The following is a 16,016-nucleotide window of genomic DNA, read 5'->3' on the forward strand; positions in this document are numbered from 1 at the left end:
ACACACCAAAAGAGCCACCCTTGCGGATGGCTCTTTTGGTGTGTGGCGCGCCCGGAACGATTCGAACGTCCGACCCTCAGATTCGTAGTCTGATGCTCTATCCAGCTGAGCTACGGGCGCGTTGGAAGGGCGCACATAGGGGGGTCTTTCGGGCTTGGCAAGCGGCTAATTTGCCCTTTTTGCGGCTTTGTGCAGCGCAGCTGCCAAGGGCACGTCAAGCGGCGGCATGGCCAGCCCGGCAAGCCGCTCGGGCGGAAACCAGGCGATCGCTTGCGCGTCGAGCGCCTGCGGCTCCCCTTGCCACCGAAGGCAGGTGTAAAGCATGACGACATGCGGCTGATCGGATGCCGAAGCGAAGGAAAACGGCACAAGCGCATCGTGCGCAAGGGCGATTCCCAATTCTTCGCCGATCTCGCGAATCAACGCTTCTTCGAGCCTTTCGCCGGCTTCGACCTTGCCTCCTGGAAATTCCCACAGCCCACCATGGTGCTTGTGGGCCGGTCGCTGCTGCATGAGTACCGCGCCCTCGCCATCCATCAGGGCGACGGCGACGACCGGGACGATTGTCGGAAATCTTGGCACTCCGGCCTCCGCCATTAACGTTTTGGTGATGAACCCCTGCCAGTTTGGCTTCAACACCGATGGGGTGGGAGACGACGATGTTCAAGACGACGTTGCACAATCTCGCACGTGACGACCGCGGAGCCACCGCGATCGAATACGGGCTGATTGTCGCCATGATCGCGATTGCGTGCATCGCCGCGTTCGACAAGCTCGGAAACGGTGCCAACGGCAGCCTGGCTGGCGTCATGGGCAAGATCGGTTCCGTTCTTTTCTGAACGGATTGCGAAACGAATTAAGAGTTTTTCAACGACTGCAAGTTAACCCGGTGTCGTCCTTTCCGGGGTTCTGAAACGAAAGGGCGGGTAAGTGAAACTGCTTGAAACTGGAGACCAATCATGAAGTTCATCAACAAGCTGATCCGTGACGAAGCTGGTGCGACCGCCATCGAATATGGCCTGATCGCCGCCCTCATCGCCGTCGCCGCGATCGTTGCCATGCAGAACATGGGCAAGAGCCTGACCAACACCTTCACCGTGTCGGCCGGCAAGCTGGATTGCGCCAACGCCAACACCGGCGCTGCCTGCTAATCAGGCTGAGCAAGTCTAAAAGGGAGGCGGCGGATCTTATCCGCCGCCTCTTTTTTTGCCTGCGGGAACCGTCGATCAGTACGTAACGAGCTTGATCTTCTGGCCGGCGACGATGCGGCTCGAGGCAGTCAGGCCATTGAGCACCAGGAAGCGATCCAGCTTCGCATCGGTGTAGGCCATGCGGTTGGCCAGGCTGTTGACCGTGTCGCCAGCCGAAGCCGTGATCACCGAAAGCTTGCGCGGCCGCACGGCCGATGCCTCGTTCGCCGAGATGCGGCGCATCGACGAGTACATCGAACTGAACACGTTGGCGCTACCTGCCTGGGTAATCGTCACGAAGTGATAGGCATGGGTTGCGTCGAACTGATAGGCAAAGACCGTCACGTCGACCTGGCTGCTGCCATTGTTGACGCGGCTGGTCGCATAGGCGGCCGGAATGCCGTTCACCGTGGTGCGCGAGATGCTGCCCGGGTTGATCTGCGGCTGGTTCGCTTCAGTCAGGCCGGCAAAGGCCGCGCGGACATAGGCGTCGAGATCGCCGTTGTAGGCGGCGGTGGTAAACTGGCCCTTGCCCGATTGACCCGAAATGGTCACCGCGCGGGTGCCGTTCAGCATGTAGAAGCCGTTAGGCGACTGGAAGGCGAGACGCAGGTCCGGGTGCGTGAAATTGCGCCCCTCGACGATGCCTTGGCGCGGGTCATCGCCATAGGTCAAACCACTGATCCGCGACAGGAACGTGTCGCGATTGGTGAGACCGGTCGAATTAGCGCCGGCATAGTTGAGCGCGGTCGTCACGCGCGAGGCTGGATCGGGATGGGTCGAAGCCCAGGCCGGCACCTGGTTCTGCGTTCCCATCAACCGCGCGTCGAGCGCGTTCTGCGCCGCAAGGCTGCGCAGCACCGTCGACATCGCGCGCGGATCGTAACCGGCCCGCTTCAGGTATGTGATCCCCAGGCGGTCAGCTTCTAGTTCCTGGTTGCGCGAATACTGGAGGGTCAGCAACTGCGAGCCCTGCAGGAGGCCGCGCTGCAGAACCTGGCCAATCTGGCTGTTGCCGAGCAGCACACCGGACAGGACGCTGCCAAGCACGCCTAGGATCGAGTTGCGGGTAGCCTGGCTTTGCCGCTTGGCGGCATGGCGCGCGGCAACGTGGCCGACCTCATGACCCAGCACGCCGGCCAGTTCGGCTTCGTTGTTCATCAGCGCCACCAGTTGGCGGGTGGTATAGACGTAGCCCCCAGGGATCGCGAAGGCGTTGTTCACCGACGAGTTGAGCAAGGTCACGGTAAAGTCGCCGCGCGCGTTGCTGAGACCAGACTGCACCGAGATGTTCTTGCCGATGCCTTCGACGTAGCTGGCCTGCGGGCCGGTTTCGGCGCCGCCGAACTCGGCCAGAAGCTGCGGGTGCGCCTTGGCGCCTTCGGCCTTTTCGGCCGCGCTGATCGACTGCGCGGTGGCCGTCGAACTGCTGGGTGCGGCGGTCTGCGCTGTGCTGCACGCGGGCAGTGCGACAAGCGACACGCCGGCGGAATAGGCAACGAGCAAGCGGGTAAAGCGGGAATGACGGTTCATGCGATCCTCCTGGCCAGCCATTAAGGCACGGCGACTACGCCATGAAAACGGGAACAACACGCGATTGTTCCCCAGTCTACACTGGCCTGTCGGGGAGACTGCGGTCAGTTGGCCCCGATCCGCAGGAAACGCTCCTCGCGCATGGATTGCAGCTGCGCAGGGCCCAGCTTGCACAGGTCGTCCAGTTCGCCCGCGATCGCTTGACCAAGCATCTCCGCCGCGCCTTGCGGGTCACGATGCGCGCCGCCGACCGGTTCCTTGACGATGCGGTCGATGACCTTGAGAGCCAGCAGATCCTGCGCGGTCACCTTCATCGCCTCGGCGGCGTCGGATGCGCGGTCGCTGGTGCGCCACAGGATCGAGGCGCAGCCTTCGGGCGAGATCACCGAATAGATCGCGTGTTCGAACATCAACACGCGTTCGGCACTGGCCAGCGCGACCGCGCCGCCGGACCCGCCTTCGCCCACGATCACCGCCACCATCGGCACCGGCAGCGCGAGGCACGCCTCGGTCGAGCGGGCGATCGCTTCGGCCTGGCCGCGCTCCTCCGCCTCGACGCCGGGAAAGGCGCCGGAGGTATCGACCAGCGTCACCACCGGCAGCCCGAAGCGTCCGGCCATGTCCATGAGGCGAATGGCCTTGCGGTAGCCTTCGGGCTTGCCCATGCCGAAATTGTGCTTGATCCGGCTTTGCGTGTCATTGCCCTTTTCATGGCCGATCAGCATGATCTTGCGGCCGCCAAGGCGGGCAAATCCGCCGATGATAGCCTGATCGTTGCCGAAGTAGCGATCGCCGCCCAGGGGCATGAAGTCGGTGAAGGTCGAAGCGACGAAATCGCTGAAATGCGGCCGCATCGGGTGCCGAGCGACCTGCGTCTTTTGCCACGGCGTGAGCGCGCCGTAGGTGCTGGCGAGGAGATCGGCGCTCTTGGCTTCGAGGCGGCGGATCTCGCCGGAAATGTCGACGTCGCCGGCACTGGCGGTCTGCCGAAGCTCGGCGATACGGGCTTCGAGCGCGGCAACAGGCTTCTCGAATTCGAGGTAGGAAATCATCGCGCTGCGCTAGCCCTGACCGCGCCGCATCGCAAGTGCCAACGCGGCGCGGTCAACCGCCGGGCGCGCGGGTCGCCAGGGGGTGCCGCGCGTTGACCAGGGCGACCAGCCGGGCGCTGTCGACATGGGTGTAGATCTGCGTCGTCGCGATATCGGCATGGCCCAGCAGCGTCTGCAGCACGCGCAGGTCGGCGCCGCCTTCGAGGAGGTGGGTGGCAAAGGCGTGGCGCAGCACGTGCGGGCTGACCTTGTCCGGATCGATCCCCGCCCGCGCGGCGAGCCCGCGCAGAAGCTGGAACAGCCGCACCCGGGTCAAATGCCCCTCGCGCGAGGTCGAGGGGAACAACAAGCGCCCGCCCTCGCCCCGCAACGCCAGCCAGCGCGACAACGCCTGACGCGCGCGGGTGCTGACCGGGACCATCCGCTGCTGCCCGCCCTTCCCCGTGACGGTCAGGAACGGCGCATCGCGCGGCACTGCAGCGAGCGGCAAGGACACGAGTTCGGTCGCTCGCAGGCCGGAGCCGTAAAGCAGTTCGAGCAAGGCCAGCAGCCGCACTGCTGCGGAATTGTCTACGGACGCTTCGTCTTCGGCCCGCTCGAACAGCGCGCTTACTTCGGCGTGGCTCAGCAGCCGTGGCAGCGGACGCCGGCTGCGCGGCCGGGGCAGCGCGGGAGAGGGATCGTCGCGGCGCCATCCCTCATCGAAGAGAAAGGCGAAAAACTGCCGCAGTGCCGAACTCTTTCGCGCAACGCTCGACGGGGCGAGCGAGCCAAACACGGTGCCGAGCGAGGCGATGGCCGAACGATCGGCCGTCGTCAGATCGCCGATGGCTTCCTCCGCCCCTTCGAGATCGCGGCGATAGGCCGCCAGCGTATTGCGCGCCGCGCCGCGTTCGGCGGCGAGCATGGCCAGGAAAGCGTCGACCGCCGCCGACAGCGCAGTTAAGCCCGGGCGACGGCTTCGGCCGCGATCATTCGCGCTTCTGCCGAAAGGCCGACCTTGTTGAGAGCGTTGACGATGTGAAACAGGTTGACGCTGGTCATCTTGTCCCACCCATCGCCTTGCATGCCGACACCGGCGAGAAGCACGACCAAGGCCTGGTTGTCGACCGCCGCGGCCTGGTCGATCAGCGCCGTCCAGCGCGTCTGGCGCGCCGGATCGATGCCCAGCTTGGCGGCGAAATTGCCCGCAACGCCGGCATCGACGCGGCCAAGCCCGGCGAGGCCGGCCAGGAGGAAGCGCGACTTGCGGTAACCGTTCGAGGTGTCGTTGTCGTAAAAGTCGTCCAGGGCGCCGGCATCGACGGCGCCTTGCGCCGTCGGAGCAGCCAAGGCGAGCTGTCCCCAGGCCAGGCTGCCCGGTTCGGCCTGCGACAGCCAGCGCAGCGCGTTGGCATCGAGCCCGGCCGCCAGCATCGAGGCGATCAGATCGGGTGCGTCGGCGCTGAAACTTTGGTCCACCGGCATGCGTGCGGCGGCATAGGCGGTCAGCACCTGGCGCGAATAGCGAGCCTGCGCGTCGCCGCTGTCGCTCCACAGCGCCTTGATCGCAGCCAGCCGGTCGGCCGGGGCTTCTCCGACATAGGCCGTGCGCAGCGAGGCAGCCCGATCGGCCCACTCGCCCTCGATATCCTCCTGCGCATAGATCTGGCCGTAAAGGTCGACCATCGCAGCGGCCGAGAGGATCCCCGCGCCCGCCGCACGGTCGGCCCCGGCCGCCCGGGCGGTCAGGGGCAGCATCGGCGCGGTCGCGTTGATCAGGCCGTACCGCACGGCATTATCATCGGTCAGCCGGGCCGGAGGCTCGAGCCCGACGCCGATCGCCAGCGCATAGCGCCACGGCTTCATATCCTCGACCTTGTCCCATTCGATCGTCACGGCCTGGCGGCTCTTGCCGATGGCGCCGGCGTATTTCTTCGCGAGGAGGATGTCGATCTGCGGCCAGACCCCGGTGCGCTCCATCTGCGTGAGCTGCGCCATGCCGGCCGAGCCATCGCCCTGGAACGAAGCGCAGAGCGAGCGCAGCACTCGCCAGTCTGGATCGCGGCGAACGCTGCCGTGAACGGCAATGACCGGGCAGACGCCCGTCACATCGGCGGTAAAGGCGAAAGCGTCGAGCGCCGCCTGGGTCAGGCCCGGGGTGTAGTTTCCGGCATCGACGTCCTGGACTAGGGCACGGGCGGCCTCGCCCTCGCCCATGCGCAGCAGCAGCTGCGTGCGGGCCGCGGCAAAGTCTGCCGGGTTCATTCCCTGCGGCGCGTCCATTCGCGAGGCTAGCGCGCGGCGCACGAGGATGTGCCCCCAGCGCGAGACCATCTGCCCCTTGTTGCCTTCGATCGCCGCCTTGACCAGCACCGGCGACTGGCCGCGCACTGAAAGCGGCGGCAAGCCACCCTCGTCCGCGGCGAGCACGCCGACCCGATCGAGCGAGCGGCGTGCCGCCCCGGGCATGTCGAACTTGGGTTTGAGCCCGAGCAGCTCGTCAAGCTCGTCGGGCGTCATCGCCTCCAGCTCGCGCAGCGTGGGGATGCGCATGCCCGATGGCAGCGTGATCGGGCGCGGTCCGGCCGAGGATGCGCGCGAGCTGTCGCTGGGAAGCGGCTGCACAACAGGAGAAGCCGCCGGATTGGGCGCAGGGCTATCCTGCTTGGGCGGCGCCTTGGGCCGCTCGAACCCGGGCGGCAGCAGGCTTTCAGGTGAATCCTGCGCCGCCGCCCAGACCGAGCTCAGCGCCAGCAGACCGCCGCCTGCAAAAAGCAGAACGCGCTTCATCGAGCGGCCTCCGGCAACGTGGCCGGCGCGGTCAGCGGGCGAACGGGCTCGACCCCGGCATCGACCCAGGCCAGCGCCAGCAACGACGCCACGGCCAGCAGCCCGATCACCAGTCCGACCTTCAACCGACCTTGCACGCTATCCGCCACCCGCGACCTCATGAACCCGATACTTGCGCGTCCGGTTAGCCCATCTATAGGCGAGGCCGCAATGGACCATGACGGCCACACCCTCAGTTCGGCGGAAATCGAGGCACTCGCCGCGCGTCTCGACCGGCCCATCGTGCTGGTCGGGATGATGGGGGTCGGCAAGTCGAGCGTGGGGCGCAAGTTGGCAGGCCTTCTCCACCTCCCGTTCACCGACGCCGACGAGGCGATCGAGCAGGCCGCGCAGATGACCATCCCGGAAATCTTCGAACAATTCGGCGAGGCCTATTTCCGCGATGGCGAGCGCCGGGTGATCGCCCGCCTGCTCGACGGTGCGAGCCACCGCAGCGTGCTGGCGACCGGCGGAGGAGCCTTCGTCAACCCGGATACGCGCCGCCTGATCCTCGACAAGGGCATAGCGGTCTGGCTCGACAGCGATATCGATACGCTGATCGAGCGCGTCGGGCGCCGCGACAACCGGCCGCTGCTGCGCGGGGGCGATCCCCGCACGGTCCTGACGCGGCTGCGCGAGGAACGCGCATCGGCCTATAGCCAGGCGCCGATCCACGTGACCAGCACCGCCGGCCCCCATGGGCGAACCGTGGCCAAAGTTCTGAAGGGAATTGACGAATGGCTGTAATCCCCGTCGCCATTGCCGGCGCGCCGTACGAGGTTCGGGTCGGCACCGGCCTGCTCGCCGGCCTGGTCGATCAATGCCGCGGCAAGCTGCGCAAGCGGCGCGTGCCGGTGATCACCGATGCCAATGTCCATGACGCCTGGGGTTCCGTGATCGAAAGCGCGCTCCACGACGGCGGACACGAGGCCGTGTGGCGCATTCTTCCCGCCGGCGAATCGAGCAAGAGCTGGGCGCAGCTGGCCGCGACGATCGACTGGTTGTTGGCCGAAGAGGTCGAACGCGGCGATCATGTGCTTGCCCTTGGCGGCGGGGTGATCGGCGACCTAACGGGTTTTGCCGCGGCGATCCTCAAGCGCGGCTGCCAGTTCATCCAGCTTCCGACCAGCCTTCTGGCCCAGGTCGATTCCTCGGTCGGCGGCAAGACTGCGATCAACACAGCTGCGGGCAAGAACCTGGTCGGCGCGTTCCACCAGCCCGCGCTAGTCCTGGCGGACCTTGCCGTCCTCGATACCCTGCCCCCGCGCGAATTGCGCGCCGGTTATGCCGAAGTGGTCAAGTACGGCCTGATCGACGATGCGGACTTCTTCGCCTGGTGCGATGCCAATGGCGCCGCCATGCTGGCCGGTGATGCGGCACTGCGCGAATATGCGGTCGCCCATTCGATCGCGGCCAAGGCGCGGATCGTCGCCGAGGACGAGCGCGAGACGACCGGCCGCCGCGCGCTGCTCAACCTCGGCCACACCTTCGGCCACGCGCTCGAGGCGCAGACCGGCTTTTCCGATCGGCTGCTCCATGGCGAAGGCGTGGCGATCGGCATGGTCCTGGCGGCGAAGTATTCGGCGCGCCTCGGCCTGATGCCGCAGGCCAGCGCCGAACATCTCGCCCGCCACCTGCGCGATGTGGGGATGACCGCCGATCTCGGGGCGATGGGCCTCAGCTGCGACGGTGCGGCCCTTGTCGGGCACATGCTGCACGACAAGAAGATGGACGCGGGCACCCTGCCCTTCCTGCTGATGCGCGGGATCGGGCAGACCTTCCTGGCGAAGGACGTCGCGCTCGACGATGTCGCCGCTTTCCTCGACGGCGAACTGGCAGCCTAGCCGAACAGCGCGATCGACTGCATGCCGACGGCGACCGCTTCGCCGCGGGTGTTCCAGATCGCCATGTCCTGGCTGGAGCAGCCTTTTTCCGCGTAGTTGCCCAGCGCGCGCAGCAGGAACCAGCCGTCATCGGTCCGCGGCTCGGCTGTCAGGAGGTTGATCAGCCAGGTCATCGAACTGATCGGCGCCGGGCCCGTCAGCGGCATGACCCCGGGCGGCAGGGCATCGGCCAGCAACAGCAGCGCGACCATCGGATCGAGACCTTCGGTATCGCGCAGGCGCTCCCACCAACAGATGACCGGCTCGGCCACGTCGGATCGTGGCAGGCCAAACCTCCGCTCGAAATTGGGGGCGAAGCTCGGTCCGCCCCGCTCGGGCAAGGGCAAGGCCTCAGCCAGCGGAACCAGATCGGCCGGCGCTGGGACTTCGTGCAGGTGAAGCGTGCTCTGCTCTACAGAACCCATGAAGACGAACGTCGCGGACAAGCCGACCGCGCCCTCGGCGCCGACCTCGGCGCTGATCCAGGTCGCGTTGCGACCCCGCCGCAGCAGCCGTGCCGTGACCTCGACCTCACCCGCCAGCGGCCCGACGAAGTTGACCGTCGCCGACCGCAGTGGCGGCAGGTCATCGGCAATCCGCTGCGCCGCGACGAGCGCCAGGGCCGCGGACAGTCCGCCATAGCTGGTGCGGCCCTGCATCCAGCCATCGGGAATCGTTGCGGCAAAGCCGTTCTCGATGGATCGGGCGGCGGCGAGGATCTGCGGCAGGCTCATACGGCGAGCCTTCGACGCAACGGCGCGGCAGGTCAACCATACGTTGCACACTGCAATTCATATCATCGACGCAATCCGTCGCCAGACGAGAGCTGTGAACACCAGTAGACACATCGCCCGGATGCCTTCGCCGGCAAATCATTGGTGAGTCGGTTCATGTCGTTCGTCGATTCGTAGCGCTCGGATCGTCGTTTTCCCGGAACTGTTGCACATAGAACACGCTCGGTTCATCGCAGACCCGCACCTGACGACCCGCAAATTGACAGATTCCCGCGTTTTTGTTCATCTAGCAGACAGGTTCGCCTCAACAATCACGCGCCAAGCGTAATCCAAGGAGCCTGATCTATGCCTGCCATGTCCACCCGGACCAAGATTTTGACAGCTGCTGCCCTGCTCACCCTGCCGATGGCCGGCGGTGTCTCGGCGCAGGATGCAACCAACAACCCCGCGATCATCGTCAACGGCGAACTGCAGCCGGACATGAGCGCTATGACCCAGGGACCCGAAATCAAGGGCGTCATCACAGCCCGCGCGGCCGACAAGATCAAGGTTACGACCGATGCCGGCGTCAGCACGGTCGTCTATGTCAACGAAACGACCAAGATCAAGTCGGGCGGCGGACTGTTCGGTGGCGGCAAGAGCAACCTGCCGACCTCGGCCCTGCTCAATGGCCTGCCGGTGACGGTCAAGACCATGCAGGCCGGCCCGGTCCTGCTGGCCAGCCAGGTCAACTTCAAGAACAGCGACAACAAGGTCGCGACGATGATCCGCAACGGCACGGCCCAGGGCTTTGCCGAACAGACCGCCGCCACCCAGGCGCTGCGCGGCCGCATGGCGGACATCGACAACTACAACATCAAGGGCACGACCAACGTGTTCTTCGATACCGCGAAGTCGAACCTGTCGCCGCAAGCCAAGGCTGAGCTGTGCCAGGCCGCTACCCAGGCCGAAGGCATGAACAACGCCCTGCTGCTGGTCGTCGGTTACACCGACTCGGTCGGTGACGAGGAATACAACCAGACGCTCAGCGAAAAGCGCGCGGCCAGCGTGATCAACTACCTGCAGCAGTACTGCAAGTGGAAGCCCTATCGCGTTCTGACCCCGACCGGCATGGCCGAAGCCGATCCGATGGCGGACAACAACACCGAGGAAGGCAAGGCGCAGAACCGCCGCGTTGCCGTGAACATCCTCGTCAGCAAGAGCGTCGACGGCCTCTAAGCCGCGGCACATTGCATGAAGCGGGGCGGGTCTAAGGATCCGCCCCGTTTTCGCGTTCAAAACAGACGCGATCCTTCGGGGACCGGGCGATCCGGCGCGAACAGGATCACAGCACCCGCCTCGTCGCCGAAGCCCAGCGTCAGCACTTCGGACATGAACTTGCCGATCTGGCGCGGGGGGAAATTGACCACCGCCGCCACCTGGCGCCCCGGCAGGTCACGCAGGTCGTAGCGATCGGTGATCTGCGCGCTCGACTTCTTCACCCCGATCCCCGGCCCGAAATCGATCACCAGCTTGTAGGCCGGCTTGCGCGCCTCGGGAAACGGTTCCGCCGACAGGATCGTACCGACACGGATGTCGACGGCCAGAAACTGGTCGAAACCGATCAGCTCGGCGGCGGGCGCATCGGGCGCGTGGTCCAGGTGCACCTATTCCAGCTCCAAGATCACCGCGTCGACGGCCAGGCTGTCGCCGGCCTTGGCGTTGACCTTCTTGACTGTGGCCGATTTCTCGGCGCGGAGGATGTTCTCCATTTTCATTGCCTCGACCACGGCGAGCGGCTGGCCCGCCTCGACCTTGTCGCCCTCGGCCACGCTCAGCGAAACCAGCAGGCCTGGCATCGGACAGATCAGGAACTTCGACAGGTCCGGCGGGACCTTTTCGATCATGTGCTGCGTCAGGTGGGCGATGTGCGCGGGCAGCACGCGGACCTGGTGGATCGCGCCGCGCGTGGTCATTTTCAGGCCGGTGCGGGTCGGTTCGATCTTCACCGTGTAGGTCTGGCCTGCGATGTGCGCTTCGACCATCCGGTCACCCGGGGTGTAGCTGCACCCCATGTCGACCGGGTCGCCATCGACCAAGACATCGTCCTCCAGCGCGACGGCAAAGATCCTGTCGCCGATCGTCACCGACCAGTCGTAGGGCGGTTCAAGCTCTCCGTTCAGTTGCTGGTCGACCTGCCGCGCGCGGTCGGCGCGCGCCGTGGCGATGAAGCCGGCGATGGCCGCCAGGTCGCGCGCGGTCTCATTCGAAGTTGCCGCACCGTGGAAGCCGTCGGGGTATTCCTCGGCGATGAAGCCGGTGGTCAGTTCGCCCGAGCGGAACCGCGGGTGCTGCATGATCGCCGAAACGAAGTCGATGTTGTGGCCCAGCCCCTCGATCTCGAAGCTGTCGAGCGCGGCGATCTGCTTGTCCGCCGCCTCGTCGCGGGTCTGGCCCCAGGTGACGAGCTTGGCGATCATCGGATCGTAGAACATCGACACTTCGCCGCCTTCGTAGACGCCGTCATCGACGCGCACGCCGTCCACCCCGCGGCGGCCGTTCGCCTCGCCATCATCGGTCCAGCCTTCGACCGGCGGCTGATAGCGCACCAGCCGCCCGGTGCTGGGCAGGAAGCCGCGATATGGGTCTTCGGCATAGACGCGGTTTTCAATCGACCAGCCATCAATGCCGATATCGTCCTGCGTCATCGCCAGCTTCTCGCCGGCGGCGACGCGGATCATCTGCTCGACCAGGTCGATGCCGGTGATCGCCTCGGTCACCGGGTGCTCGACTTGCAGGCGGGTGTTCATTTCAAGGAAGTAGAAGCTCTCGCCCGTCGGGTCCGCGCCCGACACGATCAGCTCGACCGTACCGGCGCTGTAATAGCCCACCGCACGGCTCAGCGCGACGCACTGTTCGCCCATCGCTTTGCGCATCTTGGGCGTCACGAACGGCGACGGCGCTTCCTCGACCACCTTCTGGTGGCGGCGCTGAATCGAGCATTCACGCTCGTTCAAATAAAGAATGTTGCCGTGCTGGTCGCCCAGGATCTGGATCTCGATGTGGCGCGGGTTGAGGATGAATTTCTCGATGAACACGCGGTCATCGCCGAAGGAATTGAGCCCCTCGCGCTTCACCGCCTCGAAACCTTCGCGCACGTCTTTCTCGTCGTACGCCAGGCGCATGCCCTTGCCGCCGCCGCCGGCGCTCGCCTTCATCATCACCGGATAGCCGATCTCGTCCGAGATGCGCACCGCGTGCTCAGTATCCTCGATCTCGCCGACGAAGCCGGGGACGACGTTGACGCCGGCTTCCTTGGCCAGCTTCTTGGACTCGATCTTGTCGCCCATCGCCGCGATCGCGCCCACCGGCGGACCGATGAAGGCGATGCCGTTCTTCGCCAGTTCCTCGGCAAAGCTGGTCCGCTCGGACAGGAAGCCATAGCCCGGATGAACCGCCTCGGCCCCGGTCGCCTTGCAGGCTTCGATGATCTTGTCCGCGATGAGATAGCTTTGTGCCGCAGGCGACGGGCCGATGTGCACCGCCTCGTCCGCCATCTGAACGAACGGCGCCCGCGCATCGGCGTCCGAATAGACCGCGACGGTCTGGATGCCCATCCGGCGGGCGGTCTTGATGACCCGGCAAGCGATTTCGCCACGGTTGGCGATGAGGATCTTTTTGAACATCTTTACTCCGCAAGTTCAGGGGTGCGGCAGGCACGTAGCGGTTCGGGTTGCGCCAGCGCCGTCAGCCCCAGCTTGGCGAACAGCGCGGCGTCGCTGTCGTCGCCCGCGTTCGGAGCGGTCAGCAGCTTGTCGCCGGTGAAGATCGAGTTCGCGCCGGCGAGGAAGCACAGCGCCTGGGTCGCCTCGCTCATCGACTCGCGCCCCGCGGAGAGGCGCACCATCGAGAGCGGCATCGTGATCCGCGCCACTGCGACGGTGCGGACGAACTCGATGTCGTCGATCTTGGCCATCGGGGTATCCGCCAGCATGTCGCCCAGCACGGTGCCCTTGACCGGCACTAGCGCGTTGACCGGCACGCTTTCGGGGTGCTGCGGCAGCGTGGCGAGCGTGTGGACGAAGCCGACGCGGTCCTCCCGCGTCTCGCCCATGCCGACGATCCCGCCCGAACACACGTTGATCCCCGCCGCGCGGACGTTCGACAAAGTGTCGAGCCGGTCGGCCATCGTGCGCGTGGTGATGACGCGCTCATAGTATTCCGGGCTGCTGTCGATGTTGTGGTTGTAATAGTCGAGCCCGGCCTCAGCTAGCATGTCCGCCTGCTTCGGCGTCAGCATGCCGAGCGTCATGCAGGTCTCGAGCCCCATGGCGCGCACGCCTTTCACGATCTCCACGATCGCGGGCATGTCGCGGTCCTTGGGGTTGCGCCAGGCGGCGCCCATGCAGAAGCGCTGGCTGCCATTATCCTTGGCCTGCGCGGCCTTTTGCAGAACGGCCTGAACGTCCATCAGCCTGGTCGCTTCGACCCCGCTGTCGGCCTTGACCGACTGGCTGCAATAGCCGCAATCCTCCGGACAGCCGCCGGTCTTGATCGACAGCAGGGTGCAGAGCTGCACCTGTTCGGGCGGATGGTTCTCGCGGTGGACGCTGGCCGCGCGGAACAGAAGCTCGGTAAACGGCAGGTCGAACAGCGCGGCGATCTCCGCGCGGGTCCAGTCGGTGCGGATCGCTGTCATCAAGCTGCCTCTGCCTCACCACCGGCGGGCGGCATGTTGTGGCCGAGCAGGCGCAGCATGTCGGCCGCGCATTCGACCACGTTGGAGCCGGGGCCATAGATGCCCTGCACGCCTGCGTCGCGCAGGAAATCGTAGTCCTGCGGCGGGATCACCCCGCCCGCGACAACCTTGATGTCGCCGCGTCCGGCTTCCTTCAGGCGCTGGATCAGTTCGGGGATCAGCGTCTTGTGCCCGGCGGCCAGGCTCGAGGCGCCGACCGCGTCGACCCCGCTTTCCAGTGCCAGCACCACCGTTTCTTCGGGCGTCTGGAACAGCGGCCCGCTGGTCACGTCGAAGCCCATGTCGCTGAACGCTGAAGCAATGACGTTAGCGCCGCGGTCGTGGCCGTCCTGGCCCATCTTGGCGATCAGGATGCGGGGTTTGCGTCCCAGGCGGCGCTCTACTGCTTCCACGCCGTCCAGGACCTGCTGGTAGCGGCTGTCGCCCGCGTAAGCGCCGCCGTAGATGCCCTTCACCGGGGTCGGCTGGGTGCCATAGCGGCCGAACACGGCCTCCATCGCGTCGGAAATTTCGCCCAGCGTGGCGCGGTGGCGCGCGGCTTCGACCGCGAGTTCGAGGAGGTTGCCCTGCCCCCTGGCGCCTTCGGTCAGCGCAGCGAGCGCGGCCTGGCACTTGCCTTCGTCACGCGCGGCGCGGGTGGCTTTCAGGCGGGCGATCTGCCCTTCGCGGACCACGTGGTTGTCGACTTCCAGCGTTTCGAGCTGGTCTTCCGATGCCAGGCGGTACTTGTTGACGCCGACGATCACGTCCTCGCCCTTGTCGACACGGGCCTGACGGCCGGCGGCGGCTTCCTCGATCATCGCCTTGGGCCAGCCGGCGGCGACCGCCTTGGCCATGCCGCCCTCGGCCTCGACCCGTTCGATGATCGCCCAGGCCTGATCGACCAGTTCCTGGGTCAACGCCTCGATGTAGTACGACCCACCGAGCGGATCGACCACCTTGGTCATGCCCGTTTCTTCCTGGATCACGATCTGGGTGTTGCGGGCGATGCGCGCGGAAAAGTCGGTCGGCAGTGCGATCGCTTCATCCAGTGCGTTGGTGTGGAGCGACTGTGTTCCGCCCAGCATCGCCGCCATCGCCTCGATCGTGGTGCGGATGACGTTGTTGTAGGGGTCCTGCTCCTGCAAGCTGACCCCGCTGGTCTGGCAGTGGGTGCGCAGCATCTTGCTGCGTTCGTCCTGCGCGCCCAGCCTGGTCATCACGCGGTGCCACAGCACGCGCGCGGCGCGCAGCTTGGCCACTTCCATGAAGAAGTTCATGCCGATGGCGAAGAAGAACGACAGGCGCCCGGCGAACTTGTCGATGTCGAGGCCGCTGGCGACCCCGTACTTCACGTATTCCATGCCGTCGGCGATCGTGAAGGCCAGTTCCTGGACCTGCGTCGCCCCGGCTTCCTGCATATGGTAGCCGGAAATCGAGATCGAATTGAACTTGGGCATCTCGCGGCTGGTGTAGCCGAAGATGTCCGAGATGATCCGCATCGAGGGTTCGGGCGGATAGATGTAGGTGTTGCGGACCATGAACTCCTTGAGGATGTCGTTCTGGATGGTCCCGTCGAGCAGTTTGCGGTCGACCCCCTGTTCCTCGCCCGCGACGATGAAGAACGCCAGGATCGGGATCACCGCGCCGTTCATGGTCATCGACACGCTCATCTGGTCGAGCGGGATGCCGTCGAACAGGATCTTCATGTCATCGACGCTGTCGATCGCCACACCGGCCTTGCCGACGTCGCCCACGACGCGCGGGTGATCGCTGTCGTATCCGCGGTGGGTGGCAAGGTCGAAAGCCACCGAAAGGCCCTTCTGCCCCGCCGCCAGGTTGCGGCGATAGAAGGCGTTCGATTCCTCGGCAGTCGAGAACCCGGCGTACTGGCGGATCGTCCACGGGCGGCCCGCATACATGCTGGCGCGCACGCCGCGAGTGAACGGGGCGAAGCCCGGCAGGCCCGGATCGGCGGTCACGTCCTCGGCAGTGTAGAGCGGCTTGACCGCGATCCCCTCGGGCGTGTTCCAGGTGAGGTCCTTGCCCTTGACCTCCTTGGTCGCGGCGGCCTGCCAGTCTTCGATTCCAGCCAT

The 16,016-nt window shown here is 65.9% G+C and carries 16 protein-coding genes and 1 tRNA gene; 5 read left to right on the forward strand and 12 right to left on the reverse strand.

Features of this window, described 5'->3' with window-relative positions; translation table 11 throughout:
- Positions 1 to 43: 43 nt before the first annotated feature.
- Both B0I00_RS04395 and B0I00_RS04400 read right to left on the reverse strand, forming a co-directional pair.
- Positions 44 to 120 (reverse strand) — tRNA-Arg (locus B0I00_RS04395).
- Positions 121 to 165: 45 nt separating this feature from the next.
- Positions 166 to 597, reverse strand: a complete 432-nt coding sequence (locus B0I00_RS04400; protein WP_100866093.1) for a (deoxy)nucleoside triphosphate pyrophosphohydrolase — start codon at positions 595 to 597, stop codon at positions 166 to 168.
- A 62-nt stretch (positions 598 to 659) separates the two neighbouring features.
- Here B0I00_RS04400 and B0I00_RS04405 point away from each other — a divergent pair, with 62 nt between their 5' ends.
- A complete protein-coding gene (locus B0I00_RS04405) occupies positions 660 to 839 on the forward strand; it encodes a Flp family type IVb pilin (protein ID WP_100866492.1) in 180 nt (59 codons plus the stop codon).
- A 120-nt stretch (positions 840 to 959) separates the two neighbouring features.
- A complete protein-coding gene (locus B0I00_RS04410) occupies positions 960 to 1,151 on the forward strand; it encodes a Flp family type IVb pilin (RefSeq protein WP_100866094.1) in 192 nt (63 codons plus the stop codon).
- Positions 1,152 to 1,226: 75 nt separating this feature from the next.
- On the opposite strand, the gene B0I00_RS04415 is transcribed toward B0I00_RS04410, so the two are convergent.
- The 5 genes from B0I00_RS04415 to B0I00_RS16985 form a co-directional block, all read right to left on the reverse strand.
- Positions 1,227 to 2,723 carry a M48 family metalloprotease gene (locus B0I00_RS04415; RefSeq protein WP_100866493.1) on the reverse strand — a complete coding sequence of 499 codons (1,497 nt, stop codon included), beginning with the start codon at positions 2,721 to 2,723 and terminating at the stop codon, positions 1,227 to 1,229.
- 104 nt (positions 2,724 to 2,827) lie between these two features.
- A complete protein-coding gene (locus B0I00_RS04420; protein WP_100866095.1) occupies positions 2,828 to 3,775 on the reverse strand; it encodes an acetyl-CoA carboxylase carboxyltransferase subunit alpha in 948 nt (315 codons plus the stop codon).
- A gap of 52 nt (positions 3,776 to 3,827) precedes the next feature.
- Positions 3,828 to 4,712 carry a tyrosine recombinase gene (locus B0I00_RS04425; RefSeq protein ID WP_100866494.1) on the reverse strand — a complete coding sequence of 295 codons (885 nt, stop codon included), beginning with the start codon at positions 4,710 to 4,712 and terminating at the stop codon, positions 3,828 to 3,830.
- A 5-nt stretch (positions 4,713 to 4,717) separates the two neighbouring features.
- Positions 4,718 to 6,547: a hypothetical protein gene (locus tag B0I00_RS04430; protein ID WP_100866096.1), complete on the reverse strand. Its 1,830-nt coding sequence runs from the start codon at positions 6,545 to 6,547 to the stop codon at positions 4,718 to 4,720.
- Positions 6,544 to 6,684, reverse strand: a complete 141-nt coding sequence (locus B0I00_RS16985; protein WP_198519132.1) for a hypothetical protein — start codon at positions 6,682 to 6,684, stop codon at positions 6,544 to 6,546. The genes B0I00_RS04430 and B0I00_RS16985 overlap by 4 nt, the downstream gene beginning before the upstream one ends.
- A gap of 73 nt (positions 6,685 to 6,757) precedes the next feature.
- Between B0I00_RS16985 and B0I00_RS04435 the strand changes: the two genes are divergently transcribed.
- Both B0I00_RS04435 and aroB read left to right on the forward strand, forming a co-directional pair.
- Positions 6,758 to 7,333, forward strand: a complete 576-nt coding sequence (locus B0I00_RS04435; RefSeq protein ID WP_100866097.1) for a shikimate kinase — start codon at positions 6,758 to 6,760, stop codon at positions 7,331 to 7,333.
- Entirely contained in the window at positions 7,324 to 8,430 is a 1,107-nt protein-coding gene (gene aroB, locus B0I00_RS04440; protein ID WP_100866098.1) for a 3-dehydroquinate synthase, read from the forward strand. The genes B0I00_RS04435 and aroB overlap by 10 nt, the downstream gene beginning before the upstream one ends.
- On the opposite strand, the gene B0I00_RS04445 is transcribed toward aroB, so the two are convergent.
- Entirely contained in the window at positions 8,427 to 9,203 is a 777-nt protein-coding gene (locus B0I00_RS04445) for a thioesterase family protein (RefSeq protein WP_100866099.1), read from the reverse strand. The two genes, aroB and B0I00_RS04445, sit on opposite strands and share 4 nt — an antisense overlap.
- 345 nt (positions 9,204 to 9,548) lie before the next feature.
- Here B0I00_RS04445 and B0I00_RS04450 point away from each other — a divergent pair, with 345 nt between their 5' ends.
- Positions 9,549 to 10,421 (forward strand): OmpA family protein, encoded by an 873-nt coding sequence (locus B0I00_RS04450; protein ID WP_100866100.1) that lies wholly within the window; start codon positions 9,549 to 9,551, stop codon positions 10,419 to 10,421.
- A gap of 56 nt (positions 10,422 to 10,477) precedes the next feature.
- Here the strand turns inward: B0I00_RS04450 and B0I00_RS04455 are convergent, their stop codons facing one another.
- From B0I00_RS04455 to scpA, 4 genes are read right to left on the reverse strand one after another with little or no spacing between them, the layout of a single operon-like run.
- A complete protein-coding gene (locus B0I00_RS04455) occupies positions 10,478 to 10,849 on the reverse strand; it encodes a tRNA-binding protein (protein WP_100866101.1) in 372 nt (123 codons plus the stop codon).
- The gene (locus tag B0I00_RS04460) at positions 10,850 to 12,868 is read right to left on the reverse strand and encodes an acetyl-CoA carboxylase biotin carboxylase subunit (RefSeq protein WP_100866102.1); all 2,019 of its coding nucleotides are present in this window, start codon (positions 12,866 to 12,868) and stop codon (positions 10,850 to 10,852) included. It lies immediately after the preceding gene.
- A gap of 2 nt (positions 12,869 to 12,870) precedes the next feature.
- A complete protein-coding gene (gene bioB, locus B0I00_RS04465; protein ID WP_100866103.1) occupies positions 12,871 to 13,881 on the reverse strand; it encodes a biotin synthase BioB in 1,011 nt (336 codons plus the stop codon).
- A complete protein-coding gene (gene scpA / locus B0I00_RS04470; protein WP_100866104.1) occupies positions 13,881 to 16,016 on the reverse strand; it encodes a methylmalonyl-CoA mutase in 2,136 nt (711 codons plus the stop codon). Before scpA ends, bioB begins: the two co-directional genes overlap by 1 nt.

This window comes from Novosphingobium kunmingense (assembly GCF_002813245.1).
In the GTDB taxonomy this organism is placed as follows: domain Bacteria; phylum Pseudomonadota; class Alphaproteobacteria; order Sphingomonadales; family Sphingomonadaceae; genus Novosphingobium; species Novosphingobium kunmingense.